Genomic DNA, 25,500 nt, shown 5'->3' on the forward strand with positions numbered 1-25,500 from the left:
ACGTCCCGTTTCGGCACGCCCGACGAATTCCGGGCCCTGGTCGATGCGCTGCACCACGCCGGCATCGGCGTGATCGTGGACTGGGTGCCTGCGCACTTCCCGAAGGACGCGTGGGCGCTGGGACGATTCGACGGCACCCCGCTCTACGAGCACGCCGATCCCAAGCGTGGCGAGCAACTCGACTGGGGCACATACGTTTTCGACTTCGGACGCGCCGAGGTGCGCAACTTCCTGGTGGCGAACGCGCTGTACTGGCTCGAGGAGTACCACGTCGACGGCCTGCGGGTGGACGCGGTCGCGTCCATGCTGTACCTGGACTATTCACGCCCCGAGGGCGGCTGGACGCCCAACATCTACGGCGGGCGGGAGAACCTCGAGGCCGTTCAGTTCCTGCAGGAGATGAACGCCACGGTGCACAAAAGCGCGCCCGGCATCGTCACCATCGCCGAGGAGTCGACGTCGTGGCCCGGCGTCACGCGCCCGACAAACCTTGGCGGCCTTGGCTTTTCGATGAAGTGGAACATGGGCTGGATGCACGACACGCTCGACTACATCAGCCGCGACCCGATTTATCGCAACTACCACCACCACGAGATGACGTTCTCGATGCTGTACGCGTTCAGCGAGAACTACGTGCTGCCGATCAGCCACGACGAGGTCGTGCACGGCAAGGGCACCCTGTGGGGCCGGATGCCGGGCAACAACCACGTCAAGGCCGCCGGGCTGCGCAGCCTGCTCGCCTATCAGTGGGCGCACCCCGGCAAGCAATTGCTGTTCATGGGACAGGAATTCGGCCAGCGCGCCGAATGGTCCGAGGAGCGCGGGCTGGACTGGTGGCAGCTCGACGAGCAGGGCTTCTCGAACGGCGTCGCGCGTCTGGTGCGTGACATCAACGCCATCTACCGCAGCCACCCGGCGCTGTGGAGCCAGGACACCATCCCCGACGGATACTCCTGGATCGACGCCAACGACTCGGCCAACAACGTGCTCAGCTTCCTGCGTTATGGCAGTGACGGATCCGTCATGGCGTGCATCTTCAACTTCGCGGGCAGTGAGCACAGCGGCTACCGGCTCGGGCTGCCGTCCGCAGGACGCTGGCGCGAGGTGCTCAACACCGACGCCACCGACTACAACGGGACGGGCATCGGCAACATGGGCGGGGTGGATGCCACCGAGGACCCGTGGCATGGGCGTCCCGCCTCCGCGGTGCTGGTGCTGCCGCCCAACTCGGCCCTGTGGCTCGAGCCCGAGTAGACCGGGGCCGCTCAGCACGAGCCGCTTTCGCCGCAACCACCCGACGGCCGCGGCCGGCGACCTCAGTAGAGCGCGTTGGCGAGGTTCCGCCGCCCGGCGACGACCTCGGGATCGGCGGGATCGAAGAGCTCGAACAGCTCGATCAGCCGGGTGCGCACCCGAGTGCGCTCGTCCCCGGATGTGCTGCGCACCAGAGCAATCAGGCGCTCGAACGCCGCGCTCGCGTCCTGGTTGAGGATTTGGACATCGGCAGCCGCGAAGGCCGCTTCGATGTCGGCCGGTGCCGAATCGGCGGCGGCCACCGCGTCCGGTGAATGCGCGGTCGCGCGCATCAGGAAGTCGATCTGCCGGATCGCGCCCTTGGCCTCGGCGCTGCCCGGATTCGCGTCCAAAATTGCTTGATACGCCGCTCGGGCGCCCTCGAAATTGCCGGCCTCCAGCTGCTCGCGGGCGGCCGCCAACTCGGGGTCGACTTCGTCGGCAGCGGCGGAACCGCCTGGGCCCCTGAGCTTCCCGGCCGTCGCCGAAAGGATCTGGTCCAGCCAGCCGCGCAATTGATCCGGCGGCTGCATGCCCTGGAAGCTCGAGATCGGCTGCCCGGCGGCCAAAGCCACGACGGTAGGCACCGCGTCGACACCGAATATCTGGGCAACCCTGGGCGCCACGTCGACGTTGACCGTCGCCAGCGACCACTGTCCGTTGTCCTGGGCGGCCATGCCGGACAGCGTGTCCAGCAGCTGGACGCACGCGTCGCTGCGCGGGGACCACAGCAGCACCACGACGGGCACTTCCTCGGACCGCAGCAGGACCTCGGCCTCGAAATTGGCCTCGGTGATCGCGGTGCCTCCGGGGCCGCCCTCGGCGGCCGGCGTTGTGCCGCCGCCGGTCCCACCGCCGGGCGGTTGCTGCTGGGCCCGCTGCTTGAGGCCGGATAGGTCGACAGCGCCGGCCATCGCGGGGCCGATCGAGGGTCGCGGACGCGTCACGCCGTCAAGTTTGTCATGCGCATCGGTGCCCCATCCACCCGGTCGCGCGGACGCGTGGGCCCGGTGCCGCGGCCCGAAAATCGCGCCCGAAGACGGCCGCGGGGGACGATATGACGAAGATCACAAAACTTCCCACCCGCGTCGGTCCAGCAACGTCGCCCAGGGCGTCGGCGCTCCGGCTTCTCGGCCCGCTTACTTTGCCCGCAGGATCAGTGCGTCACCCTGCCCGCCCGCGCCGCACAGGGCCGCGACGCCGTAGCCGGAGCCGCGGCGGGCCAGTTCCAGGGCGGCATGCAGCGTGATCCGCGCGCCCGACATCCCGATGGGGTGCCCCACGGCGATCGCGCCGCCGTTGACGTTCACGATCTCGGGATCCACGCCGAGTTCGCGGGTCGAGGCCAGCGCGACGGCGGAGAACGCCTCGTTGATCTCGACCACGTCGAGCTGGTCGACGGTGATGCCCTCGCGGCTGAGCGCCTTCTTGATCGCGTTGGCCGGCTGCGATTGCAAGGTGGAGTCCGGCCCGGCGACGACGCCGTGTGCACCGATCTCCACCAGCCAGGTCAGCCCCAGTTCCTCCGCCTTGGCCTTGTTCATCACCACCACGGCCGCGGCCCCGTCGGAGATCTGCGACGCGGACCCGGCGGTGATGGTGCCGTCCTTGCGAAAGGCCGGTTTGAGGCCGGCCAGCGACTCGGCGGTGGTGTTGGCGCGAATCCCCTCGTCCTCGGTGAACTGCAGCGGATCACCCTTGCGCTGCGGGATGTTGACGGGAACGACCTCGTCGGCGAAGACGCCGTCCTTCCACGCCGCCGCCGCCTTCTGATGCGACCGAGCAGCGAACTCGTCCTGCTCGGCGCGGGTGAACTTGTCGACGTCGTTGCGCTGCTCGGTGAGCGCGCCCATCGGCTGGTCGGTGAAGACGTCGTGCAGGCCGTCGTAGGCCATGTGGTCGAGGACGGTGACGTCGCCGTACTTGTAGCCCGCCCTGCTGTCCATCAGCAAATGCGGCGCCTTGGTCATCGACTCCTGCCCACCGGCCACCACGACGTCGAACTCACCGGCTCGAATCAGCTGGTCAGCCAGCGCGATGGCATCGATGCCGGACAGGCACATCTTGTTGATGGTCAGCGCCGGGACGTCCCAGCCGATGCCGGCCGCTACGGCCGCCTGCCGCGCGGGCATCTGGCCGGCGCCGGCCGTCAGCACCTGGCCCATGATCACGTACTCGACAGCCGACGCGGGCACGTTGGCCTTCTCCAGCGCGCCGGCGATCGCGATGGCACCCAGATCGCTGGCCGAAAAATCCTTCAGCGAACCCATCAATTTGCCGATCGGCGTGCGCGCTCCAGCAACGATCACCGACGTCGTCATAACAACCTCCCAAAGGTCCGTGGACGGCCGATCCGGCCTCCCGGAGAAGCGCAGTCTTTGCCGCCAGGTTACCTTTATGTGATGACGACCGATCAAGTTGACGCCCGTCAGGTCCTGGCCACCGAGCTGGTGACGGCGATCGATCACGTCGGCATCGCAGTCGCCGACTTGGACGCGGCAATCGCGTGGTACCGCGACCACCTCGGCATGATCCTGGTGCACGAGGAAGTCAACGAGGACCAGGGAATCCGCGAAGCCATGCTGGCCGTGCGCGGCGCGCCCACCGGTACGGCGCAGATCCAGCTGATGGCCCCGATCGACGACTCCTCGACCATCGCCAAGTTCCTCGACAAGCGCGGGCCCGGGATCCAGCAGATGGCGGTTCGGGTGAGCGACCTCGACAGCGTGATCGAGCACCTGCGCTCGCAGGGCATCCGGCTCGTCTACGAGGCCCCGCGCCGCGGCACGGCAAACTCGCGGATCAACTTCATCCACCCCAAGGACGCCGGCGGCGTCCTCATCGAGCTGGTCGAACCGGCCGCCTGATCAAGACCACTTCCGGGTTGGGCCCCGCGTGGCGCGGTGGCTCCAGCACGGGGTGTGCCAATGCCGCCGATCTTCGACGAGTCCTGGGCCTCCACCGAGGGTCGGATCGGTTGGCCACACCACCAGATGTGCGGTGCCGACCCGAATTTCGTGATCGCAGCCCGGGCAACGGTAGGTCTTGACCGCACGGGCGGCCGCGACCGGACGGACTTCGTACTCGTGGCCGTCGGGCCCGACCTCCACCCGGCGGGCAGGCGGGGGCGGCGATGACTGCCACCGCTGACGTGGCGGTGTGCGGCGCCGGGCCATGCCGCCAGCCTAGCCGGGAGGCTCAGAACAGCCGGTATTCGTCGCTGTCCATCCCGCGCATCTTGTCGTAATCCAGTGTGATACAACGGATCCCACGGTCGATGGCCAGTGTGCGCGCCTGTGGCTTGATCTGCTGGGCCGCGAACACGCCCTTCACCGGCGCGAGCACGCTGTCGCGGTTGAGCAGCTCGAGGTATCTGGTGAGCTGTTCGACCCCGTCGATCTCGCCGCGCCGCTTGATCTCCACCGCCACCGAACCGCCCTGTTCGTCACGGCAGAGCAGGTCGACGGGCCCGATGGCGGTCATGTATTCGCGACGAACCAGCGTGTACCCCTCGCCGAGCAGGTGCACATGCTCGGCGAGCAACGCCTGCAGATGGGCTTCGACCCCGTCCTTGACCAGCCCGGGATCGACGCCCAGGTCGTGGCTGGAGTCGTGCTCGACATCCTCGACGGTGATCCGCAGCTGTTCGCCGGCCTTGTTCTGCACCACCCACACGGGGGCCTGCTCACCCGGCTCCTCGGTCAGCCAGCACGGCGGGCTCATCCAGTTCAGCGGTTTGTAGGCGCGGTCATCGGCATGCACGCTGACCGATCCGTCGGCCTTGAACAGCAGCAGCCTGCGGGCCGAGGGAAGATGCGCGGTGAGCCGGCCGACGTAGTCCACAGTGCACTGGGCGATCACTAGACGCACCCGACTCACCTTAGAGCGTGGCCGACAAATTAGGCTGGCGCCACCATGTCGGCCACGCAGAGCTTGGCGAAACGCATCGGGCGGGTGCTCGAGACGGTCACGCGTCAGAGCGGCCGGCTACCGGAGACCCCGGCGTACGGCTCCCTGCTGTTGGGGCGGGTGTCAGAAAGCCAGGCACGTCGCCGCGTCCGCATCCAGGTCATCCTGACTGTACTGGTGCTGGGCGCCAACCTGATCGGCATCGGCGTCGCCCTGCTCCTGGTGACCGTCGCCATCCCGCAACCGAGTGTGTTTGACGCGCCATGGTGGATAACCTTCGCGGCATCACCGGCCTACATCGCGCTGGCGCTGGCGGTGGGCACCTACTGGATCACCCGCAGGACCGTCGTATCGCTCCGCTGGGCGATCGAGGAGCGCGCGCCGAACCGGGAAGACGAACGAAACACGTTCCTGGCCCCATGGCGAATCGCCCGCTTCGATCTCATCCTGTGGGGTGTCGGGGCGGTGGTGCTGACCACGCTCTATGGCCTAGTCAACACGCTCTTCATCCCGCGCTTCCTCATCGCGGTGGGCATCTGCGGGATCTTGGTGGCCACCGGCAGTTATCTGCTGGCAGAGTTCGCGCTGCGCCCGGCGGCGGCTCAGGCGCTCGAAGCGGGGCCACCACCGCGTCGATTCGCCTCGGGGATCATGGGCCGGACCATGGTGGTCTGGTTCCTCGGCTCGGGCCTGCCCGTTCTCGGCATCGGCTTCCTGGCGGGCTTTCAAGCCTTGATGCGCAATCTGACCGAAACGCAATTCGCCGTCGGTGTGCTGATCGTCTCGATCGCCACGCTCATCTTCGGTTGCCTGTTGATGTGGATTCTGGCCTGGCTCACCGCAACTCCGGTGCGCGTGGTCCGCGCGGCGTTGCGCCGGGTTGAGCGCGGCGATCTGCGGGGCGACCTCGTCGTTTTCGACGGCACCGAACTCGGTGAGCTGCAACGCGGTTTCAACGCGATGGTGGACGGGCTGCGCGAACGCGAGCGGGTTCGCGACCTGTTCGGCCGGCACGTCGGACGCGAGGTCGCCCTGGCCGCCGAACGCGAGCGACCGAAGCTGGGCGGCGAAGAACGCCATGTAGCAGTCGTATTCATCGACATCGTCGGTTCCACCCAACTGGTGACCAGCCGGCCTCCGGCGGAAGTCGTTTCGGTGCTCAATCAATTCTTCGGCATCGTTGTCGAGGAAGTGGACCGACACTGCGGTCTGGTCAACAAGTTCGAGGGGGACGCGACCCTGGCCATCTTCGGGGCCCCGAACCATCTGGACCGCCCGGAAGACCAGGCGCTGGCCGCGGCGCGCGCCATCGCCGAGCGGCTCGTCGACGAAATGCCGCAGTGCCAAGCCGGTATCGGCGTGGCGGCCGGGCAGGTGGTGGCCGGCAACGTCGGCGCCCGGGAACGCTTCGAGTACACCGTAATCGGCGGTCCGGTCAACGAGGCGGCCCGCCTCTGCGAACTCGCCAAGTCGTACCCGGGTCGACTGCTGGCGACGGCCGATGCCCTCGAAGGCGCGAGCGAGAACGAGCGCGGCCGTTGGACTTTGGGCGAAACCGTGACTCTTCGCGGGTATGAGCAGCCCACCCGGCTCGCCACGCCCGCCGACCCGCCGGCCTGATGGATTGATTTCCGACCCGAGTGGGTAAGGGGACTAAGGACATCGCCCCTTTCAGAGATTGGTGTTGACATGGCTAGTGGAACTGCGCGGCGTGCTTCCCTCGCCGCGGGGATCGCCGCGGCGATCGCCTTGAGTTCGTTGACCGCGGGCTGCGGCTCGGGCAAAGACAACAAGAACCCGACGACTTCGACCTCGACCGTCACCACCTCCGTCACCACGCCCGCCAGCGTCACCACGACGGCACCGGCGGCGACGACTCCGGCCGGCCCGGGCGGCGGTCCCGAGACCGGACCCGGGGGCGCCACGACGGCCGGCCCGGGTGGCTCGGGCGCCGGCGCGGGCCCCGGTGGCGCGAGCGCGGGTGTGCCGGGCGCCGGTGCGTCCGCCGGACCCGGCGGCGCGGGGGCCTGCGCCGGCGGCGTCTGCGTCGGGACCCCTCCCGGCCCCTAGCCGCCTACCGGGCGCATCAGTCAGCGGCCGCCAAGGCCGCAACGAGGTGGTTGTTGGTGCGGGGGTCGCCCTCCCGCACCAACAGCGCCACCAGGCATGAGCCGGCCACCAGCAGCCCGCCGACGAAACCGACCGTCGCCGGCCAGCCGCCGACCGCGTACACGACGCCGCCGATCGCACCGGCCACTGACCCGCCCAAGTAGTAGCTGAACAAATACAGCGCCGACGCCTCCGCGCGGTCGCGTTGTGCCACCGCGCCCACCCAGCCGCTGGCCACGGTGTGCGCGGCGAAGAAACCACCCGTGAAGACGCCGACCCCCACCACGATCGCGGGCAGGGCGTGCGGCACGGTGAGCAGCAGGCCCGTCAGCGTGACCGGCAGGGCGGCCCGCAGCACGAGTGGGCGTCCCCTGCGGTCGGCGAGCCGCCCGGCCGCCACCGACGTCCAGGTGCCGACCAGGTACAGCAGGAACAGCAGGCCGACTGCTGACGGCGCCAGGCCGAACGGCCGCCCGGTCAATCGGTAGCCAAGGTAGTTGTACACGGTCACGAATCCACCCATCAACACGAACCCCACCGCGAACAGCTTCAGCAGCAACGGGTTTCGCAGATGCGCGGCGAGGTTCCGGATGCTGGCCCGCACGCTCGTCTCCTTCGGGTCGAAGAACTGAGACCGCGGCACCAGGGCGGCGAAGACCACCGTGCCGGCCAGTGTCGTCAGGGAGCACACCAGCAGTGCGACCCGCCAATCGCTCGCCTCGATGACCAACGACGGGACGAGGCGTCCGGCCAGCCCGCCGACCGTCGTTCCGGCGATGTAGCGGCCCATCGCCGACCCGAGCGACGAGGCGTGCACCTCCTCGGCGAGGAACGCCATCGCGACGGCGGGTATCCCGGCCAGCGCGGCGCCCTGCGCGGCGCGGCCGACGAGCAGCACGCCGAGCGTCGGACTGAACGGCAGCAGGAGCCCGATCACGCTGGACGCCAACCCCGAGGTCAACATCACGGTGATGCGGCCGTAGCGCTCGGACAGGACGCTGGCGGGAATGATGCAGACGGCCAGCATCCCCGTGGTCAGCGATACCGTGAGCGCCGCCGCGGCCGGACCGATCCGATACGACGCCGAAAGCGCTGGCAGCAGCGCCTGGGTGCAGTACATCGCGGCGAAGCTGGCCAGACCGGCACCGCAGAGCGCCGCGGTCAGCCGCCGGTACCCGCGGGTTCCGGCTCGGTGCGCTACGGCGGTGGAGGGGCCTTGGGGCATGCCCTTAATCCTGCGCGCCGACGCAAAGCGAAGGAAATGAATTATTCGCAGGTTTAATATGCTCCAAAGACATAAGTCGAGGATGGTGCGCGTGGCGGGCGACGACTACGAGTGGTTCGTCACACTTGCGGAGCTGGAACACGTCACGGCGGCCGCCGAACAGCTTCGCGTGGCCCAGCCGACGCTCACCCGGATGCTCGCGCGTCTGGAACGGCGGCTGGGCGTGGCGCTGTTCGATCGTCGCGGCAAACGCCTGTCCCTCAACACGTATGGCCGGATCTTCTACGAGCATGCCCGACGCGCGCAGCTGGAGCTCGACTCGGCCAGGCGCGCGATTGACGACCTGGCCAACCCGGCCGTCAGCGAGATCCGGGTGGGCTTCCTCGGCTCGTTCGGGGCGACGGTGGTGCCGCGCCTGATCGCCCGGTTCAAGGAATCCTCACCCCGCGTGGCCTTCGCGCTCGAGGAGGGCGCCGCCGAATCGATCGGCGAGCTGGTGCTGGCCGGGCGCGTCGACGTCGGGGTGGTGTCCCCGCGGCCACGGCGGCCAACTCTCGCCTGGCGCAGCCTGTTTCGGCAGCGGCTCGGTGTCGCCGTGCCACGTGGTCACCGATTCGAGGGCGATGCCGCGGTGTCCATGACCGATCTCGCGGACGAGCCCGTCGTGGCCATGCACCCCGGGTTCGGCATGCGACGGCTGCTCGACGAGCTCTGCGCCGCGGCACAATTCCAGCCGCGGATCGTGCTGGAGGCGGCGAACCTCACCACGACCGCGGGCCTGGTGGCCGCCGGGCTGGGTGTCGGCCTGATGCCCATCGACGGCAGCGAATCCGCGGCGGGGTTGAGCGTGCTGCCACTGGCCGACGCCGACGCGTACCGCGACGTGGGGATGATCTGGGACTCGGGCCGGCCGCTGTCCCGCCCGGCCCGCGACTTCATCGCCGCCGCCGCGGCCGTGCGGCACGACGGCCCCTAGGTGGGCTCCCACTGCCATGTCGCTTTTCCGCCAGTTTTGTCACCGGGCGGGTGTAAGTCTTAGAAGCGTGCACGACGACTTCGAACGCTGCTACCGCGCCGTCCAGTCCAAGGACGCCCGGTTCGACGGCTGGTTCGTCACGGCGGTGCTGACCACCCGCATCTATTGCCGGCCCAGTTGCCCGGTTCGGCCGCCGTTCGCCCGCAACGTGCGCTTCTACCCGACCGCGGCCGCCGCCCAGCGGGCCGGATTCCGGGCGTGTAAGCGGTGCCGGCCCGACGCTTCGCCCGGGTCACCGGAATGGAATGTCCGGGGCGACGTCGTCGCCCGGACGATGCGTCTCATCGCCGACGGCACCGTGGACCGCGAAGGCGTCGGCGGCCTGGCGGCGCACCTCGGCTACACCACCCGCCAGCTGGAGAGGCTGTTGCAGGCCGAGGTCGGCGCCGGCCCGCTCGCGCTGGCCCGCGCCCAGCGGGCGCAGACGGCCCGGCTGCTTGTCGAGACCACGGACCTGCCATTCGGCGACATCGCGTTCGCGTCGGGGTTCTCCAGCATCCGGCAGTTCAACGACACGGTGCGCTCTGTCTTCGAGAGCACCCCGAGGGAGCTGCGCCGGCGGGCGGCGGGGCGGGCCGGGACCGGCACCGCTTCGCCGGGGGCCGTGTGCCTGCGACTGCCGGTCCGCACCCCGTTCGCCTACGAGGGCGTCTTCGGCCACCTGGCCGCCGGCACCGTGCCCGGTTGTGAGGAGATCCGCGGCGGCGCATATCGACGGAGCCTGCGTCTCCCGTTCGGCAGCGCCGTCACCACCCTGACACCGGCCGTCGATCACGTCCGCTGCGTGCTGGTGCTCGACGACTTTCGCGACCTGACGACGGCGATCGCCCGCTGCAGGCGACTGCTGGATCTCGACGCCGATCCCGAGGCGGTGGACGACGCACTGTCCGGCGACCCGCACCTGCGTCCGGTCGTGGGAAAGGCCCCCGGACAACGCATTCCACGCACCGTGGACGCGGCCGAGCTCGCCGTGCGCGCAGTCCTGGGCCAGCAGGTGTCGACCAAGGCGGCCAGAACCCACGCCGGCCGCCTGGTCGCGGCCTACGGCCGGCCGATCGCCGACCCCGACGGCGGGCTGACCCACACCTTCCCGTCCGTGGAGCAACTCGCGGAGATCGACCCCATCCACTTGGCGGTCCCCAAGACCCGGCGACGGACCCTGAGCGCATTGGTCGCCGCCCTCACCGACGGCAGTATCGTCCTCGACAGCGGCAGCGACTGGGAGGCCGCCCGCAGACAATTGCTGGAGGTGCCCGGAGTCGGCCCATGGACCGCGGAGGTGATCGCGATGCGTGGGCTCGGTGACCCGGATGCCTTCCCCGCCACCGACCTTGGGCTTCGGATGGCCGCCAGGCAATTGGGCTTACCGACCGACGAACGGGCCCTGATCGGGCACGGCGCCCGGTGGCGCCCCTGGCGCTCCTACGCCACCCAGTACCTCTGGACCACCCTCGAGCATCCGGTTAACCAATGGCCACCACAGGAGCCCCAGAAGGAGACAGCATGATCGAGTACCGCACCATCGACAGCCCGATCGGGCCGCTGACCCTCGCCGGTCAGGACTCGGTTCTGACGATGCTTCGGATGGTCGACCAGACTTACGAGCCCAGCCGAACCGGCTGGGCTCCGAACGCCACGGTGTTCAACGAGGCCACCGACCAACTGAACGCATATTTCGCCGGCGAACTCACCGAGTTCGATTTCGACTTCGAGCTGCGCGGCTCCGAATTCCAGCGGCGCGTGTGGAAGGCCCTTCAGACAATTCCTTACGGCGAAACCAGGTCCTACGGAGAGATCGCGGAACAGATCGGCGCCCCGGGCTCCGCGCGCGCCGTGGGATTGGCGAACGGCCACAATCCCATCGCGATCGTCGTTCCTTGTCACCGTGTCATCGGCGCCAATGGGAGCCTGACCGGCTACGGCGGCGGGCTCGACCGCAAGCGAACGCTGCTCGCATTGGAGAAGAAACGCGCGTCGGTGAATGCGGCCTTGACATTGTTCGACTAGGAATGCGCCGTACCGAGAAATGCAAAAACACCCCCGTTGCCGGGGGTGTTTTTGTGTATGTTCGGCGGTGTCCTACTTTTCCACCCGGAGGGGCAGTATCATCGGCGCTGACAGGCTTAGCTTCCGGGTTCGGAATGGGACCGGGCGTTTCCCTGTCGCTGTGGCCGCCGTAACTCTATTTAAATTTGGTTTCGGTGGGGGGTGTGGTGTTCAGAGCGCCCGACGACAATAGCCGCTGGGACTGAACTAGTGGTTGCGATTGTGTGTTGGTAAGTTTTCGGCCGGTTAGTGCCAGTTCCCTGCACTCATTACTGAGCTTCCAGGTCTGGCCTATCGATCCCGTGGTCTGCGGGGGGCCTTATCCCTCTAAAAGGGTGAGAAACCTGATCTTGGAGAAGGTTTCCCGCTTAGATGCTTTCAGCGGTTATCCTGTCCGAACGTGGCTATCCAGCGGTGCCCCTGGTGGGACAACTGGTATACCAGAGGTTCGTCCGTCCCGGTCCTCTCGTACTAGGGACAGGTTTCCTCAAGTTTCTGACGCGCGCGGCGGATAGAGACCGAACTGTCTCACGACGTTCTAAACCCAGCTCGCGTGCCGCTTTAATGGGCGAACAGCCCAACCCTTGGGACCTGCTCCAGCCCCAGGATGCGACGAGCCGACATCGAGGTGCCAAACCATCCCGTCGATATGGACTCTTGGGGAAGATCAGCCTGTTATCCCCGGGGTACCTTTTATCCGTTGAGCGACACCCCTTCCACTCGGGGGTGCCGGATCACTAGTCCCGACTTTCGTCCCTGCTTGACTTGTAAGTCTCGCAGTCAAGCTCCCTTGTGCACTTACACTCAACACCTGATTGCCGTCCAGGTTGAGGGAACCTTTGGGCGCCTCCGTTACATTTTAGGAGGCAACCGCCCCAGTTAAACTACCCGCCAGGCACTGTCCGTGAACCCGATAAGGGTTCGACGTTAGGTGTCCAATACGATCAGAGTGGTATTTCAACAACGACTCCACAATTACTGGCGTAACTGCTTCAAAGTCTCCCACCTATCCTACACAAACCGTACCGAACACCAATACCAAGTTGTAGTGAAGGTCCCGGGGTCTTTTCGTCCTGCCGCGCGTAACGAGCATCTTTACTCGTAGTGCAATTTCGCCGAGTCTATGGTTGAGACAGTTGGGAAGTCGTTACGCCATTCGTGCAGGTCGGAACTTACCCGACAAGGAATTTCGCTACCTTAGGATGGTTATAGTTACCACCGCCGTTTACTGGGGCTTAAATTCTCCGCTTCACCTTACGGTTAACGGGTCCTCTTAACCTTCCAGCACCGGGCAGGCGTCAGTCCGTATACATCGTCTTGCGACTTCGCACGGACCTGTGTTTTTAGTAAACAGTCGCTACCCACTGGTTTCTGCGGCCGAATCCCGCTCCCACCGCAAGGGTGTTCACGGTATTCCGGCCCCCCTTCTCCCGAAGTTACGGGGGCATTTTGCCGAGTTCCTTAACCATAGTTATCTCGTACGCCTTGGTATGCTCTACCTGACCACCTGTGTCGGTTTGGGGTACGGGCCGTGTGTGTGCTCGCTAGAGGCTTTTCTTGGCAGCAGAGGATCACCGAATTCACCTCAACCGGCTATGCATCACCTCTCAGGATTAATGAGCGACGGATTTGCCTATCGCTCTCCCTACAGGCTTGCCCCAGTATTACCACTGACTGGTACGGCTACCTTCCTGCGTCACCCCATTGCTTGACTACTACCAGCGAAGGTCCCACGCAGCCGGCGATCCTCGCACCCCGAAGGGATTGATAGACCACCATTTGGGTGGTTAGTACCGCTGATTCGTCAGGGACGCCCACACACGGGTACGGGAATATCAACCCGTTGTCCATCGACTACGCCTGTCGGCCTCGCCTTAGGTCCCGACTCACCCTGGGCGGACTGGCCTGGCCCAGGAACCCTTGGTCTTACGGCGGGCAAGGTTCTCACTTGCCTTATCGCTACTCATGCCTGCATTCTCACTCCCCCAAACTCCACCACACGGTTACCCGGTGGCTTCGCTGCATGGGGGACGCTCCCCTACCCAACCTTGCGGTTGCCGCGGCTTCGGCGGTGTGCTTGAGCCCCGCTACATTATCGGCGCACAATCACTTGACCAGTGAGCTATTACGCACTCTTTCAAGGGTGGCTGCTTCTAAGCCAACCTCCTGGTTGTCTCTGCGACTGCACATCCTTTTCCACTTAGCACACGCTTAGGGGCCTTAGCCGGCGATCTGGGCTGTTTCCCTCTCGACGTACGGAGCTTATCCCCCGCCGTCTCACTGCCACGCTATACACCACGGCATTCGGAGTTTGGCTGACGTCAGTAACCTAGTAGGGCCCATCGGCCATCCAGTAGCTCTACCTCCGTGGTGAAACACGTAACGCTGCACCTAAATGCATTTCGGGGAGAACCAGCTATCACGGAGTTTGATTGGCCTTTCACCCCTACCCACAGCTCATCCCCTCAGTCTTCAACCTAAGTGGGTTCGGGCCTCCACGCGGTCTTACCCGCGCTTCACCCTGGCCATGGGTAGATCACTCCGCTTCGGGTCCAGAACACGCCACTACACCCCAAAGGGGATGCGCCCTATTCAGACTCGCTTTCGCTGCGGCTACCCCGCACGGGTTAACCTCGCGACGTGTCCCTGACTCGCAGGCTCATTCTTCAAAAGGCACGCCATCACCCCACAAGGAGGCTCTGACGGATTGTAGGCACACGGTTTCAGGTACTCTTTCACTCCCCTCCCGGGGTACTTTTCACCATTCCCTCACGGTACTAATCCGCTATCGGTCATCGAGAAGTATTTAGGCTTACCGGGTGGTCCCGGCAGATTCACAGCAGATTCCACGGGCCCGCTGCTACTCGGGTGTTGATATAAGGCAGGTGCCGGGTTTTCGCGTACCGGGCTTTCACCGTCTACGGCGGGCCGTCCCAGGCCACTTCCGCTAACCACGACACTTTCTGACTACCCCTCAGCCAGGTAGAGCTGAGACATATCAATCCCACAACCCCGCACACACAACCCCTACCCGGTTATCCATGCATGCGGTTTAGCCTGTTCCGCGTTCGCTCGCCACTACTGACGGAATCACAATTGTTTTCTTCTCCTACGGGTACTGAGATGTTTCACTTCCCCGCGTTACCTCCCGCACCCTATATATTCAGATACGGGTAACACGACATGACTCGTGCTGGGTTTCCCCATTCGGAAATCCTCGGATCAATGCTCGGTTGACAGCTCCCCGAGGCATATCGCAGCCTCCCACGTCCTTCATCGGCTCTCGATGCCAAGGCATCCACCATGCGCCCTTAGACACTTACTTACACACAAGAGTTTTAAAAGAAATTACACATTTTGACGAACACGCCACCGTTGCCGGCAACGCATCCGTCTAGATGCTCGCAACCACTATCCAATACTCAAACACCACACCCCACCACCAAGATGGAGGGACACCACACGGACTGGCCGAGTGTTGTCTCAGGGCCCAATAGTGTGTCTGGCAATCATTTGCTGTTGTGCACCCGGCCCCCGCCCACTACAGGCGAGAACCCCTCACGGCTCGCACCCCACCAATTGGAGTGCTTTTCGTGGTGCTCCTTAGAAAGGAGGTGATCCAGCCGCACCTTCCGGTACGGCTACCTTGTTACGACTTCGTCCCAATCGCCGATCCCACCTTCGACAGCTCCCTCCCAAGGGTTAGGCCACTGGCTTCGGGTGTTACCGACTTTCATGACGTGACGGGCGGTGTGTACAAGGCCCGGGAACGTATTCACCGCAGCGTTGCTGATCTGCGATTACTAGCGACTCCGACTTCACGGGGTCGAGTTGCAGACCCCGATCCGAACTGAGACCGGCTTTAAAAGGATTCGCTTAACCTTGCGGCATCGCAGCCCTTTGTACCGGCCATTGTAGCATGTGTGAAGCCCTGGACATAAGGGGCATGATGACTTGACGTCATCCCCACCTTCCTCCGAGTTGACCCCGGCAGTCTCTCACGAGTCCCCGGCATTACCCGCTGGCAACATGAGACAAGGGTTGCGCTCGTTGCGGGACTTAACCCAACATCTCACGACACGAGCTGACGACAGCCATGCACCACCTGCACACAGGCCACAAGGGAACGCCTATCTCTAGACGCGTCCTGTGCATGTCAAACCCAGGTAAGGTTCTTCGCGTTGCATCGAATTAATCCACATGCTCCGCCGCTTGTGCGGGCCCCCGTCAATTCCTTTGAGTTTTAGCCTTGCGGCCGTACTCCCCAGGCGGGGTACTTAATGCGTTAGCTACGGCACGGATCCCAAGGAAGGAAACCCACACCTAGTACCCACCGTTTACGGCGTGGACTACCAGGGTATCTAATCCTGTTCGCTCCCCACGCTTTCGCTCCTCAGCGTCAGTTACTGCCCAGAGACCCGCCTTCGCCACCGGTGTTCCTCCTGATATCTGCGCATTCCACCGCTACACCAGGAATTCCAGTCTCCCCTGCAGTACTCTAGTCTGCCCGTATCGCCCGCACGCTCACAGTTAAGCCGTGAGATTTCACGAACAACGCGACAAACCACCTACGAGCTCTTTACGCCCAGTAATTCCGGACAACGCTCGCACCCTACGTATTACCGCGGCTGCTGGCACGTAGTTGGCCGGTGCTTCTTCTCCACCTACCGTCAACTCACAAAGTGAGCCTTCGTCGATGGTGAAAGAGGTTTACAACCCGAAGGCCGTCATCCCCCACGCGGCGTCGCTGCATCAGGCTTGCGCCCATTGTGCAATATTCCCCACTGCTGCCTCCCGTAGGAGTCTGGGCCGTATCTCAGTCCCAGTGTGGCCGGACACCCTCTCAGGCCGGCTACCCGTCGTCGCCTTGGTAGGCCATCACCCCACCAACAAGCTGATAGGCCGCGGGCCCATCCCACACCGCAAAAGCTTTCCACCACAAGGCATGCGCCAAGTGGTCCTATCCGGTATTAGACCCAGTTTCCCAGGCTTATCCCGAAGTGCAGGGCAGATTGCCCACGTGTTACTCACCCGTTCGCCACTCGAGTACCTCCGAAGAGGCCTTTCCGTTCGACTTGCATGTGTTAAGCACGCCGCCAGCGTTCGTCCTGAGCCAGGATCAAACTCTCCAAACAAAATCTCCTCGCAGAACGAGGTGAATTTCAAATCAGAGAAAATCTGACCTAACAAAAAGACACCAAATAACTGGCATCAAAAATTGCCATACCCACACACGGGGAGTGCTAGGTATGGCCAAAAAAACAACAACAAATAAAAAGACCAAACACACTATTGAGTTCTCAAACAACACTTGTTTCGCCCGTTTTGGGGCAACCCTGCCAGCTTAATACAAGTCCGGCAGTGGAGTCAACTCCCAGTTTTGGTCTTCTGAAGACCGTTTCGGGAGCAGCCGTGCCAGGCTAGTACCAATCCAGCGAGGGAGTCAAGCGCCCGGGGTGTCGGTCGCCTGGTGTGGCGACCGCCCCTGCGGGGCACTGACTTTGGTTACTCTACCCGCTCGATCTCCGCTCCCAAAATCGCCAGGTTTTCGACGAACAACGGGTAGCCGCGATCGATGTGGAAGACGTCGTGAACCTCGGTGTCACCGTCGGCGACGAGCCCCGCCAACACCAGGCCGGCGCCGGCGCGGATATCGGAACACCACACCGGGGCGCTGGACAATTGCGGCAGGCCTCGCACGACCGCGTGGTGGCCGTCCGTGCGCGCGTCGGCACCCAGCCGGATCATTTCTTCGACGAAACGGAAACGCGCCTCGAAGACGTTTTCCGTGATCATCGACGTCCCGTCGGCGATCGACGCCAGCGCGATCGCCATCGGCTGCAGGTCGGTGGGAAATCCGGGGAACGGCAGGGTCGCGACGTTGACGGCCTTGGGCCGCTCGTACTGGGTGATCCGAAAGCTGTTGTCCGTTTGGGTGACCGTCGCGCCGGCGTCGTGCAGCTTGTGCAGCACCACCTGAAGGTGGGCCGGGTCGACGCCCGTCACCGAGATGTCGCCCCTGGTCATGGCGGCGGCGATACCCCAGGTGGCGGCGACGATGCGGTCCCCGATCACGCGATGCTCGGTGGGGTGTAGCCGCGGGACGCCGGTGATGGTCATCGTCGGCGAACCGGCACCTTCGACCTGCGCGCCCATCTGATTCAACATCGTGCACAGGTCCACGACGTCGGGTTCGCGCGCGGCGTTGTGAATCGTCGTGACGCCCTCGGCCAGCACGGCGGCCATCAGGATGTTTTCGGTGGCGCCCACCGACGGGAACTCGAGCTGGATCTCCGCACCGCGCAACGTGTCGGCCTGGGCGACGACGCAGCCGTGCTCGATGTTGCATTGGGCGCCCAGCTGGCGCAGCCCCGCCTGATGCATGTCCAGCGGCCTGGACCCGATCGCGTCACCACCCGGCAGCGCGACCCGGGCCCGCTTGCAGCGGCCGACCAGCGGCCCGAGCACGCAGACCGACGCCCGGAACTGTCGCACCGCGGCAAAGTCCGCGTCGTACTTCGGCTCGTCGGGTGAGGTGATCCGGGCGACGTCGCCGTCGAGCTCGACGGTGGCGCCCAGGCCGCGCAACACCTCGGCCATCAACGGCACATCGAGGATGTCGGGGCAGTTGGTGATGGTGCTGGTGCCTTCGGCCAACAGCGCCGCGGCCATCAGCTTGAGCACGCTGTTCTTGGCGCCCCCCACTGCGACTTCGCCGGACAACCGGTTGCCGCCGGTCACCACGAATCGCTCTGCCACCCGCGTCAGTCTAGTGAAGCGGTATCGGGTTGTCAGTCAGCCCGCGTGACGACGATGCGCTCCGCGCGGCGGAGCGAGGTGGGGGCACCCCCAGCCGCGAAGCGGCGAGGGGCGAGTCAAGGCGTGAGCCGAGCCACGGCGCCGCCGCGCACCGCAGTACCGTCTTGCTCATGGCGATACACCTGACCCGCATCTATACCCGGACCGGTGACGACGGCACGACGGGGTTGAGCGACTTTTCGCGGGTCTCCAAGAACGATCCCCGCCTGGTCGCCTACGCGGATTGTGACGAGGCGAACTCGGCGATCGGGGTGGCGATCGCCCTGGGTGAGCCCGACGAGGAAATCGCCGGCGTGCTGCGGCAGATCCAGAACGACCTGTTCGACGCCGGCGCGGACCTGTCGACGCCGGTGGTGCAGAACCCCGAGCATCCCCCGCTTCGGGTCACCCAGCCCTACATCGACCGGCTCGAGGGCTGGTGTGACAAATATAACGAGAAGCTGCCGGCGCTGAATTCCTTTGTGCTGCCTGGTGGTTCGCCGCTTTCGGCGCTGCTGCACGTCGCCCGCACGATCGTCCGTCGCGCGGAACGGTCGGCGTGGGCGGCCATCGACGCCGCGCCGCAGCAGGTCAACGTCCTGCCGGCGAAGTACCTGAACCGCCTTTCGGATCTACTTTTCATCCTGGCGCGCGCGGCGAACCCCGACGGCGACGTGCTCTGGAAACCCGGTGGCGGCGCGCCCAGCGCGAGTTAGCTTGGCGCCAAGCCCTAGACGCTGCGACGACGGGCGCGCGGCGACGGGCGGGACTCCAGCCACGACAGGAACGCCGTCAAAGCGCCCTTGTCCAGGGCGATCTCGTAGCCGGTCCTGCGGTCCTGCGTCGTGTCACGCAGCTCCACCACGACGATCTCGTCGGTCATGATGTCGAACTCGTCCCCGCGCGGTGCGCGCCGCGCCACGATCTCCACTCCCCTGCGGCTGAGCCGCCGGTCCGGCCACAGCCGCAGGCTGGAGAGCCGGTAGAACGCGGCCTCACCGCCGCGGTAACGAATCACGCCGTGCCGCCAGCCGTGGCCCCCGACCGCGGGAATGTCGCGCATGATCCCCGCGGTGCCGCCCTGGCGCAGCTTCCACAACCGATAGCTCAGCGCGACAACCGCGCCCGCCAGGACGACAACGAGCACGACCATGCCGACCATGGGCGCGCTCATCGTCTTGTCCGAGGCGGCTAGTCGATCGCGCCGACGGCGCGCAACCTGCCGCGCCCCCGCGCCGCGATCCGGGGGTCGTCGGACTCCGAATCCTCCCTGGCGGCGCTTTCGTCGATCTCGGACTCGAACGCGGCGGACTCGGCCAACACGGTCACCGTCTCCTCGGTGACCGACAGGAACCCGCCTTCGATGGCGACCCGCAGATCGTCTTCGCCTTCGCGCTCGACGCGTACCATCGCGTCGTCGACCAACTGGGCGACGACCGGGATGTGCCGGGGCAGGATGCCGATCTCGCCGACGGTGGTGCGGGTGAACAAGAACGTTGCCTCACCCGACCAGATCTTGCGGTCGACGGCGACTATCTCGACGTTCAATTCGGCCATGCCACAGAGCCTTTCAGAGCCTTAGCGCTCGGTCCTCAGGAGTCCAACTTGGCGCCGAAGCCTTCGGCCTTCTTGGCCAGGTCGTCCAGGCCGCCGATCAGGAAGAAGGCCTGTTCGGGGATGTGGTCGAAGTCGCCCTTGGACAGTCGGTCGAACGCCTCGATGGTCTCCTTCAGCGGCACGGTGGAACCCGGCTGGCCGGTGAACTGCTCGGCCGCCATCATGTTCTGCGAGAGGAACCGCTCGATGCGCCGCGCGCGCTGCACCAGCTGCTTGTCCTCTTCGGACAACTCGTCGATACCGAGGATGGCGATGATGTCCTGAAGGTCCTTGTACCGCTGCAGGATTCGGATGACTTCCTGAGCGACGCGGTAGTGCTCGTCGCCGACCACACTCGGGTCCAGGATGGTCGAGCTCGACGCCAGCGGGTCCACCGCCGGGAAGATGCCCTTGGAGAACACCGAACGCGACAGCTCGGTGGTCGCGTCCAGGTGGGCGAACGTGGTTGCCGGCGCGGGGTCGGTGTAGTCGTCGGCGGGCACGTAGACGGCCTGCATCGAGGTGATCGAGCGGCCCCGCGTCGAGGTGATGCGCTCCTGCAGCTCACCCATTTCATCGGCGAGCGTGGGCTGGTAACCCACCGCGGACGGCATCCGGCCGAGCAGCGTGGAGACCTCGGATCCGGCCTGGGTGAACCGGAAGATGTTGTCGATGAACAGCAGCACGTCCTGGCCGGCCTCGTCGCGGAACCACTCGGCCATCGTCAGCGCCGACAGGGCCACCCGCATACGGGTGCCGGGCGGCTCGTCCATCTGACCGAACACCAGCGCGGTGTCCTTGAGCACGTCGGCCTCTTTGAGCTCGACCCACAGGTCGTTGCCCTCGCGGGTGCGCTCGCCGACGCCGGCGAAAACCGAAGTACCACCGAAGTTCCGGGCGATACGGTTGATCATCTCCTGGATCAGCACGGTCTTGCCCACGCCGGCACCGCCGAACAGCGCGATCTTGCCGCCACGCACGTACGGGGTGAGCAGGTCGACGACCTTCAACCCGGTCTCGAGCATCTCGGTGCGGGGCTCGAGCTCCTCGAAGGCCGGCGGCTTGCGGTGGATCGACCAGTGCTCGAAGTCCTCGCCGTATCCCGGCTTGTCCAGGCAGTCGCCCAGCGCATTGAAGACGTGGCCCTTGACGTCCTGGCCGACCGGCACCGAGATCGGCTTACCGCTGTCGGTCACCTCGACGCCACGGACCAGCCCGTCGGTGGGCTGCAACGAGATCGTGCGGACCAGGTTGTCGCCGAGGTGCTGTGCGACCTCCAACGTGAGCGTCTTCTTGAGTTCCTCGAACGTGATCTCCGCGTTGAGGGCGTTGAACAGTTCCGGTACGGATCCACGCGGGAACTCGACGTCGACCACGGGGCCGGTGATCCGCACCACGCGGCCGCTGGTCTCGGACTTGGTGGACTTGTCGGTCTTCTCTGCGGTTCCAGTAGTAGCAGCCATATTCTTCTTCTCTTCCTCGTGTGCTACTGAGCGTCGGCGAGTGCGTTTGCACCACCGACGATTTCGCTGATCTCTTGGGTGATCTGAGCCTGCCGCTCGCGGTTCGCCATCAGCGTCAGTTCCTTGATCAGGTCATCCGCGTTGTCGGTCGCGGACTTCATCGCCCGCTGGCGCGACGCGAGCTCCGACGCCGCCGATTCGAGCAGCGCGGCGTAGACGCGGGTCGTCACGTACCGCGGCAGCAGCGACTCGAAAAGCGTTGTCGCGTCCGGCTCGAACGAGTACAACGTGTGCAGTTCCTCGGTGTCCTCGACGTACTCGACGACCAGCGGAGCGATGCGGTGGGCCACCGCGGCCTGCGACATCATCGATTTGAATTCCGAGTAGACGATGTGCAGTTCGTCGACGCCCTGATCGTCGGCCGACTCGTCGTCACCGGCGCCCTTCATGAACGTCTCGACCAGGGTTTCGGCGATCTCCGCGGCGTTCTCGTACTTGGGTTGCTCGGAGAAGCCGGTCCACGAGTCGGTGATGTCCCAGTTGCGGAACTTGAAGTAGTTCTGCGCCTTCCGGCCAACCGTGTATACGACCGGGGTCTTGCCTTCCTCCCTCAACAGGGAGAACAGCTCCTCGGACCGGCGGAAGATGCTCGAGTTGTAGGCGCCGCACAGCCCACGATCGGAGGACACCACCAGGACGCCGGCCCGCTTGGGTTCTTCCCGTTCGACCAACAACGGGTGGTCCAGGGCGGCTTCGGACGACAGCGTGGTCAGCATCGAGGTGATCTGAAAGGCGTAGGGCCTGGCCGCTTCGAGCCGGGCCTGCGCCTTGCCGATGCGCGACGTCGCGATCATCTCCTGGGCCTTGGTGATCTTCTTGATCGACCCCGCCGAGCGAATCCGGCCGCGTAGTTCGCGAAGTGTGGCAGCCATTGTTAGCTACTTCTTGTCCTTGCCGGAGCCGCTCTTGGCGTCCTTCTTGTCCTTCGGCTTCTCCTTCTTGACCTGGACCGACTCCTTTTCGAGGTCTTCTTCGTCCAGGGGCTCGACGTGCTCGTCGGGCACCACCGAGCCGCCGCCGGTGGCCGCGAAGCCCTTCTTGAAGTTGTTGATGATCTCGGTCAGCTGGTTCTCGCCCTCTTCGGAGAGCTTGCCGCTGTCGCGGACGCCGGCCAGGAAGTTCTCTTCCGAGGCCCGCATGTGGTCCAGCAGTTCGGTTTCGAAGCGCCTGACGTCCTCCACGGGCACCGAGTCCAGGTGACCGCCGGTACCCAGGAAGATCGAAACCACCTGCTCCTCAACGGGCATCGGCTGGTACTGCGGCTGCTTGAGCAGCTCGACCAGCCGTTCGCCGCGCTCGAGCTGCGCCTTCGACGTCGCGTCCAGGTCCGAGGCGAAGGCCGCGAACGATTCCAGCTCGCGGTACTGCGACAGGTCCAGACGCAGCGAGCCGGCGACCTCTTTCATGGCCTTGATCTGAGCCGCACCACCCACGCGGGACACCGACACACCGACGTTGATGGCGGGACGCACACCCTGGTTGAACAGATCGGATTCCAGGAAGCACTGCCCGTCGGTGATCGAGATGACGTTGGTCGGGATGTAGGCCGAGATGTCGTTGGCCTTCGTCTCGATGATCGGCAGACCGGTAAGCGAGCCGCCCCCGAGGTCATCGGAAAGCTTCGCGCAGCGCTCCAGCAGGCGCGAGTGCAGGTAGAACACGTCACCGGGGTAGGCCTCGCGGCCCGGCGGACGGCGCAGCAGCAGCGAGATCGCGCGGTACGCCTCCGCCTGCTTGCTCAGGTCGTCGAACACGATCAGCACGTGCTTGCCGTCGTACATCCAGTGCTGGGCGATCGCCGAACCGGTGTACGGCGCAAGCCATTTGAAGCCGGCGGAGTCGGAAGCCGGGGCCGCGACGATGGTGGTGTAGTCCATCGCGCCGCCCTCTTCGAGCGCCCGCCGGACCGAGGCGATCGTGGTGCCCTTCTGGCCGATCGCCACGTACACGCAGCGGACCTGCTTCTTCTCGTCGCCGCTCTCCCAGTTCTCGCGCTGGTTGAGGATGGTGTCGACGCAGACGGCGGTCTTGCCGGTCTTGCGGTCGCCGATGATCAGCTGCCGCTGGCCGCGACCGATCGGGGTCATCGCGTCGATGGCCTTGATGCCGGTCTGCAGCGGCTCGCTCACGCTTTGCCGCTGCACCACCGACGGCGCCTGGATCTCCAGCGCGCGGCGAATGTCGGTGTCGATGTCTCCGCGACCGTCGATGGGGTGACCGAGTGGGTTGACGACGCGCCCCAGGAAGGCGTCGCCGACGGGAACGGACAGCACCTCGCCGGTGCGCTTGACCTGTTGGCCCTCTTCGATTTTCTCGAAGTCACCCAGGATCACCGCGCCGACGCTGTGCTCGTCGAGGTTCAGCGCGACGCCCAGGACCCCACCCGGGAACTCGAGCAGTTCCTGGGTCATGACGGAGGGCAGGCCTTCGACGTGCGCGATGCCGTCCCCGGCCTCGACGACGGTGCCGACCTCTTCGCGGGAGGTGTCGGAGGTGAAAGAGCCTACGTACTCCTCGATGGCGCTCTGGATGTCATCAGCGGAGATTGTCAACTCGGCCATGGCTTTTCGTCTTCCTACTTGATCGTGGTTCGCGTGTGGTTATGGGGAGTGGTTGGGTCAGTCGGGCAATTGGGCCTGGGCAGCGGCGAGGCGCGAAGCGAGTGTCCCGTCAATCACTTCGTCCGCCACGGAGATGAGCAGGCCGCCCAGCAGCTCCTCGGAGGTCTGCAGCTGCACCGTCACCGGATGGCCGTAGATGCGGCCGAGCACGTCGGTGAGGCGAGACCGCTGGGCGTCGCTGAGTTCGGCGGCCGCACTGACCTGCGCGACGATCTCGCCGCGGCGTGCCACCGCGACTTTCGCCAAGAACTGGATGGCCTCCTCGGCCGACTCGCCCCGCAGCAGTTGGACGGTCTGGGTCAGCAGCGCCACGACGATCGGGTCGACCCTGCCGCTGGCGCTGTCAAGCACCTTGCGCAGCAGGTCGATCCGGCCTTCCACGGGCACGCCGTAGTCGCCCAACAGGATGGCGAGTCGCGGCTGCGCGTCCAGGATGCGGGCGAACCGGAAGAGCTGGTCTTCGACGTCGTCGACCTTGTTCTCCCGTTCGGCGACTTCGAGCAACGCCTGCCGCGAGATGTGCTCGATCGCGTCGCCCAGATCGGAGTTGGCCGACCAGCGTTCCGACACGGCCAGACGCAGGACGTCGAGCGTGGCGTCGGAAACCTTGCCGGAGACCAGCCGCTCGATCAGCCGGACGCGGGGGGCCGCGTCCTCGGCGGGCACGGTCAAGTACCGGGTGACGACGATCTCCCGGTCCAGCATTTCGGCGACCGAAACAAGCTCCGACGAGAGGGTAGAAAGCGCTTTGTTGTCAAGGTTTTTGGCGATGTCGCCGAACCGCTCCGCCAGGCCGGCCACTGCCACCCGACTGGCGGAGCGCATCTTTGCCAACAGTGGGTACTCGACCTCGGCGGGCGCCGGGGCCATCGCTTCGAGGTCGTCCAGGAACCGATCGACGGTGCCGGACTGCTGTTCCGGGTCCGCGACATAGTTCCGCACCAACTCGCCCGCCTGGCGTACCGCCTCGTGGCCGAGTTCCAGGCGGAGCTGGCGGCTGAGCTGTGTCCGCAGCAGTTCGACCTGGCGGCCGCCCTGCGTGGTGATGCGTTCGGATTCCGAGTCGGCCTGGATCCGGAACTGCTCGGCGATGCGCCCGGCGTCGGTTTGGGCTTCTTCGACGAGCCGTTCGGCTTCGGACTTGGCGGATTCCACGGCGTTGCTATGGGCCGTGGTCGACTCTTTCAGCCGATCCGCCGCTGCCGCAGAGTCTTTCAGCTGCTGGCGCACGGCCTCCTGGCGAGCAGCCATCAGACGACGCACCGGCGGCACGACGTACCGCACGACCAGAAGCACGATGGCCGCGAATCCGATCAACTGCCCGATGAAAGTCGACATGCGCGA

General features: G+C 65.5%; 20 protein-coding genes and 3 rRNA genes. 8 read left to right on the plus strand and 15 right to left on the minus strand.

Translation table 11 applies throughout. From position 1 onward, the window contains the following. A partial coding sequence (gene glgB / locus A9X05_RS10410) for a 1,4-alpha-glucan branching enzyme (protein ID WP_067781090.1) occupies positions 1-1,254 on the plus strand: 1,254 nt, incomplete at its 5' end. Between the two features lie 62 nt (positions 1,255-1,316). On the opposite strand, the gene A9X05_RS10415 is transcribed toward glgB, so the two are convergent. Continuing rightward, the gene (locus A9X05_RS10415) at positions 1,317-2,240 is read right to left on the minus strand and encodes a tetratricopeptide repeat protein (protein WP_067781093.1); all 924 of its coding nucleotides are present in this window, start codon (positions 2,238-2,240) and stop codon (positions 1,317-1,319) included. 192 nt (positions 2,241-2,432) lie between these two features. After that, positions 2,433-3,614, minus strand: coding sequence for an acetyl-CoA C-acetyltransferase (locus A9X05_RS10420; RefSeq protein WP_067781096.1), 1,182 nt, complete (start codon positions 3,612-3,614; stop codon positions 2,433-2,435). Between the two features lie 78 nt (positions 3,615-3,692). Here A9X05_RS10420 and mce point away from each other — a divergent pair, with 78 nt between their 5' ends. Beyond that, the gene (gene mce / locus A9X05_RS10425; RefSeq protein WP_197499003.1) at positions 3,693-4,160 is read left to right on the plus strand and encodes a methylmalonyl-CoA epimerase; all 468 of its coding nucleotides are present in this window, start codon (positions 3,693-3,695) and stop codon (positions 4,158-4,160) included. Here the strand turns inward: mce and A9X05_RS29560 are convergent, their stop codons facing one another. Next, positions 4,161-4,469 carry a hypothetical protein gene (locus tag A9X05_RS29560; RefSeq protein ID WP_082950235.1) on the minus strand — a complete coding sequence of 103 codons (309 nt, stop codon included), beginning with the start codon at positions 4,467-4,469 and terminating at the stop codon, positions 4,161-4,163. Positions 4,470-4,491: 22 nt separating this feature from the next. Further along, positions 4,492-5,163, minus strand: coding sequence for an endonuclease NucS (gene nucS, locus A9X05_RS10430; RefSeq protein WP_067747753.1), 672 nt, complete (start codon positions 5,161-5,163; stop codon positions 4,492-4,494). 45 nt (positions 5,164-5,208) lie between these two features. Here nucS and A9X05_RS10435 point away from each other — a divergent pair, with 45 nt between their 5' ends. Both A9X05_RS10435 and A9X05_RS10440 read left to right on the plus strand, forming a co-directional pair. After that, positions 5,209-6,822: an adenylate/guanylate cyclase domain-containing protein gene (locus A9X05_RS10435; RefSeq protein ID WP_067781101.1), complete on the plus strand. Its 1,614-nt coding sequence runs from the start codon at positions 5,209-5,211 to the stop codon at positions 6,820-6,822. 69 nt (positions 6,823-6,891) lie between these two features. Continuing rightward, positions 6,892-7,272 carry a hypothetical protein gene (locus tag A9X05_RS10440; protein ID WP_067747749.1) on the plus strand — a complete coding sequence of 127 codons (381 nt, stop codon included), beginning with the start codon at positions 6,892-6,894 and terminating at the stop codon, positions 7,270-7,272. Positions 7,273-7,288: 16 nt separating this feature from the next. Here the strand turns inward: A9X05_RS10440 and A9X05_RS10445 are convergent, their stop codons facing one another. Beyond that, the gene (locus A9X05_RS10445) at positions 7,289-8,536 is read right to left on the minus strand and encodes an MFS transporter (protein ID WP_067781104.1); all 1,248 of its coding nucleotides are present in this window, start codon (positions 8,534-8,536) and stop codon (positions 7,289-7,291) included. A gap of 91 nt (positions 8,537-8,627) precedes the next feature. Here A9X05_RS10445 and A9X05_RS10450 point away from each other — a divergent pair, with 91 nt between their 5' ends. The 3 genes from A9X05_RS10450 (at position 8,628) to A9X05_RS10460 (ending at position 11,579) form a co-directional block, all read left to right on the plus strand. After that, positions 8,628-9,512 (plus strand): LysR family transcriptional regulator, encoded by an 885-nt coding sequence (locus A9X05_RS10450; protein WP_197499004.1) that lies wholly within the window; start codon positions 8,628-8,630, stop codon positions 9,510-9,512. A 67-nt stretch (positions 9,513-9,579) separates the two neighbouring features. Continuing rightward, entirely contained in the window at positions 9,580-11,079 is a 1,500-nt protein-coding gene (locus tag A9X05_RS10455) for a DNA-3-methyladenine glycosylase 2 family protein (protein WP_067747742.1), read from the plus strand. Beyond that, positions 11,076-11,579, plus strand: coding sequence for a methylated-DNA--[protein]-cysteine S-methyltransferase (locus A9X05_RS10460; protein WP_067781107.1), 504 nt, complete (start codon positions 11,076-11,078; stop codon positions 11,577-11,579). The genes A9X05_RS10455 and A9X05_RS10460 overlap by 4 nt, the downstream gene beginning before the upstream one ends. A gap of 59 nt (positions 11,580-11,638) precedes the next feature. Here A9X05_RS10460 and rrf read toward each other — a convergent pair. The 4 genes from rrf to murA all read right to left on the minus strand — a co-directional run bounded on the left by rrf (position 11,639) and on the right by murA (position 18,377). After that, a 5S ribosomal RNA gene (rrf, locus tag A9X05_RS10465) occupies positions 11,639-11,751 on the minus strand. A 93-nt stretch (positions 11,752-11,844) separates the two neighbouring features. Continuing rightward, positions 11,845-14,943, minus strand: a 23S ribosomal RNA gene (locus A9X05_RS10470). 282 nt (positions 14,944-15,225) lie between these two features. Continuing rightward, positions 15,226-16,753 (minus strand): 16S ribosomal RNA (locus tag A9X05_RS10475). The 16S, 23S and 5S rRNA genes sit together here, the layout of an rRNA operon. Positions 16,754-17,123: 370 nt before the next feature. Then, positions 17,124-18,377: a UDP-N-acetylglucosamine 1-carboxyvinyltransferase gene (gene murA / locus A9X05_RS10480; protein WP_067281208.1), complete on the minus strand. Its 1,254-nt coding sequence runs from the start codon at positions 18,375-18,377 to the stop codon at positions 17,124-17,126. A gap of 170 nt (positions 18,378-18,547) precedes the next feature. Between murA and A9X05_RS10485 the strand changes: the two genes are divergently transcribed. After that, entirely contained in the window at positions 18,548-19,132 is a 585-nt protein-coding gene (locus tag A9X05_RS10485) for a cob(I)yrinic acid a,c-diamide adenosyltransferase (RefSeq protein WP_067781110.1), read from the plus strand. Positions 19,133-19,146: 14 nt separating this feature from the next. Here the strand turns inward: A9X05_RS10485 and A9X05_RS10490 are convergent, their stop codons facing one another. The 6 genes from A9X05_RS10490 to A9X05_RS10515 are packed head-to-tail and all read right to left on the minus strand — an operon-like array spanning position 19,147 to position 25,494. Next, a complete protein-coding gene (locus A9X05_RS10490) occupies positions 19,147-19,590 on the minus strand; it encodes a DUF2550 domain-containing protein (protein WP_067747734.1) in 444 nt (147 codons plus the stop codon). Between the two features lie 17 nt (positions 19,591-19,607). Beyond that, the gene (locus A9X05_RS10495) at positions 19,608-19,973 is read right to left on the minus strand and encodes a F0F1 ATP synthase subunit epsilon (RefSeq protein WP_067747732.1); all 366 of its coding nucleotides are present in this window, start codon (positions 19,971-19,973) and stop codon (positions 19,608-19,610) included. Between the two features lie 35 nt (positions 19,974-20,008). Further along, positions 20,009-21,475 carry a F0F1 ATP synthase subunit beta gene (gene atpD, locus A9X05_RS10500; RefSeq protein ID WP_067747724.1) on the minus strand — a complete coding sequence of 489 codons (1,467 nt, stop codon included), beginning with the start codon at positions 21,473-21,475 and terminating at the stop codon, positions 20,009-20,011. 23 nt (positions 21,476-21,498) lie between these two features. Beyond that, the gene (locus A9X05_RS10505; protein ID WP_067747722.1) at positions 21,499-22,407 is read right to left on the minus strand and encodes a F0F1 ATP synthase subunit gamma; all 909 of its coding nucleotides are present in this window, start codon (positions 22,405-22,407) and stop codon (positions 21,499-21,501) included. 6 nt (positions 22,408-22,413) lie between these two features. After that, on the minus strand, positions 22,414-24,096 hold the full coding sequence (gene atpA, locus A9X05_RS10510; RefSeq protein WP_067747720.1) for a F0F1 ATP synthase subunit alpha: 1,683 nt from the start codon (positions 24,094-24,096) through the stop codon (positions 22,414-22,416). A gap of 57 nt (positions 24,097-24,153) precedes the next feature. Continuing rightward, positions 24,154-25,494 (minus strand): F0F1 ATP synthase subunit B/delta, encoded by a 1,341-nt coding sequence (locus A9X05_RS10515; RefSeq protein ID WP_067781113.1) that lies wholly within the window; start codon positions 25,492-25,494, stop codon positions 24,154-24,156. Between the last annotated feature and the right edge of the window lie 6 nt (positions 25,495-25,500).

Origin of the sequence: Mycobacterium sp. E3298 (assembly GCF_001666895.1) — a bacterium.
Taxonomy (GTDB): Bacteria; Actinomycetota; Actinomycetes; order Mycobacteriales; family Mycobacteriaceae; genus Mycobacterium.

Excerpts from the sequence above, each read along its gene's own strand:
- A9X05_RS10435 (WP_067781101.1), top strand. The coding sequence starts at position 5,209 with ATGTCGGCCACGCAGAGCTTGGCGAAACGCATCGGGCGGGTGCTCGAG.
- A9X05_RS10495 (WP_067747732.1), bottom strand. The coding sequence starts at position 19,973 with ATGGCCGAATTGAACGTCGAGATAGTCGCCGTCGACCGCAAGATCTGG.
- A9X05_RS10420 (WP_067781096.1), bottom strand. The coding sequence starts at position 3,614 with ATGACGACGTCGGTGATCGTTGCTGGAGCGCGCACGCCGATCGGCAAA.
- A9X05_RS10460 (WP_067781107.1), top strand. The coding sequence starts at position 11,076 with ATGATCGAGTACCGCACCATCGACAGCCCGATCGGGCCGCTGACCCTC.
- A9X05_RS10440 (WP_067747749.1), top strand. The coding sequence starts at position 6,892 with ATGGCTAGTGGAACTGCGCGGCGTGCTTCCCTCGCCGCGGGGATCGCC.
- A9X05_RS10515 (WP_067781113.1), bottom strand. The coding sequence starts at position 25,494 with ATGTCGACTTTCATCGGGCAGTTGATCGGATTCGCGGCCATCGTGCTT.
- A9X05_RS10505 (WP_067747722.1), bottom strand. The coding sequence starts at position 22,407 with ATGGCTGCCACACTTCGCGAACTACGCGGCCGGATTCGCTCGGCGGGG.
- atpD (WP_067747724.1), bottom strand. The coding sequence starts at position 21,475 with ATGGCTGCTACTACTGGAACCGCAGAGAAGACCGACAAGTCCACCAAG.
- A9X05_RS10445 (WP_067781104.1), bottom strand. The coding sequence starts at position 8,536 with ATGCCCCAAGGCCCCTCCACCGCCGTAGCGCACCGAGCCGGAACCCGC.
- A9X05_RS10490 (WP_067747734.1), bottom strand. The coding sequence starts at position 19,590 with ATGAGCGCGCCCATGGTCGGCATGGTCGTGCTCGTTGTCGTCCTGGCG.
- atpA (WP_067747720.1), bottom strand. The coding sequence starts at position 24,096 with ATGGCCGAGTTGACAATCTCCGCTGATGACATCCAGAGCGCCATCGAG.
- A9X05_RS29560 (WP_082950235.1), bottom strand. The coding sequence starts at position 4,469 with ATGGCCCGGCGCCGCACACCGCCACGTCAGCGGTGGCAGTCATCGCCG.
- A9X05_RS10485 (WP_067781110.1), top strand. The coding sequence starts at position 18,548 with ATGGCGATACACCTGACCCGCATCTATACCCGGACCGGTGACGACGGC.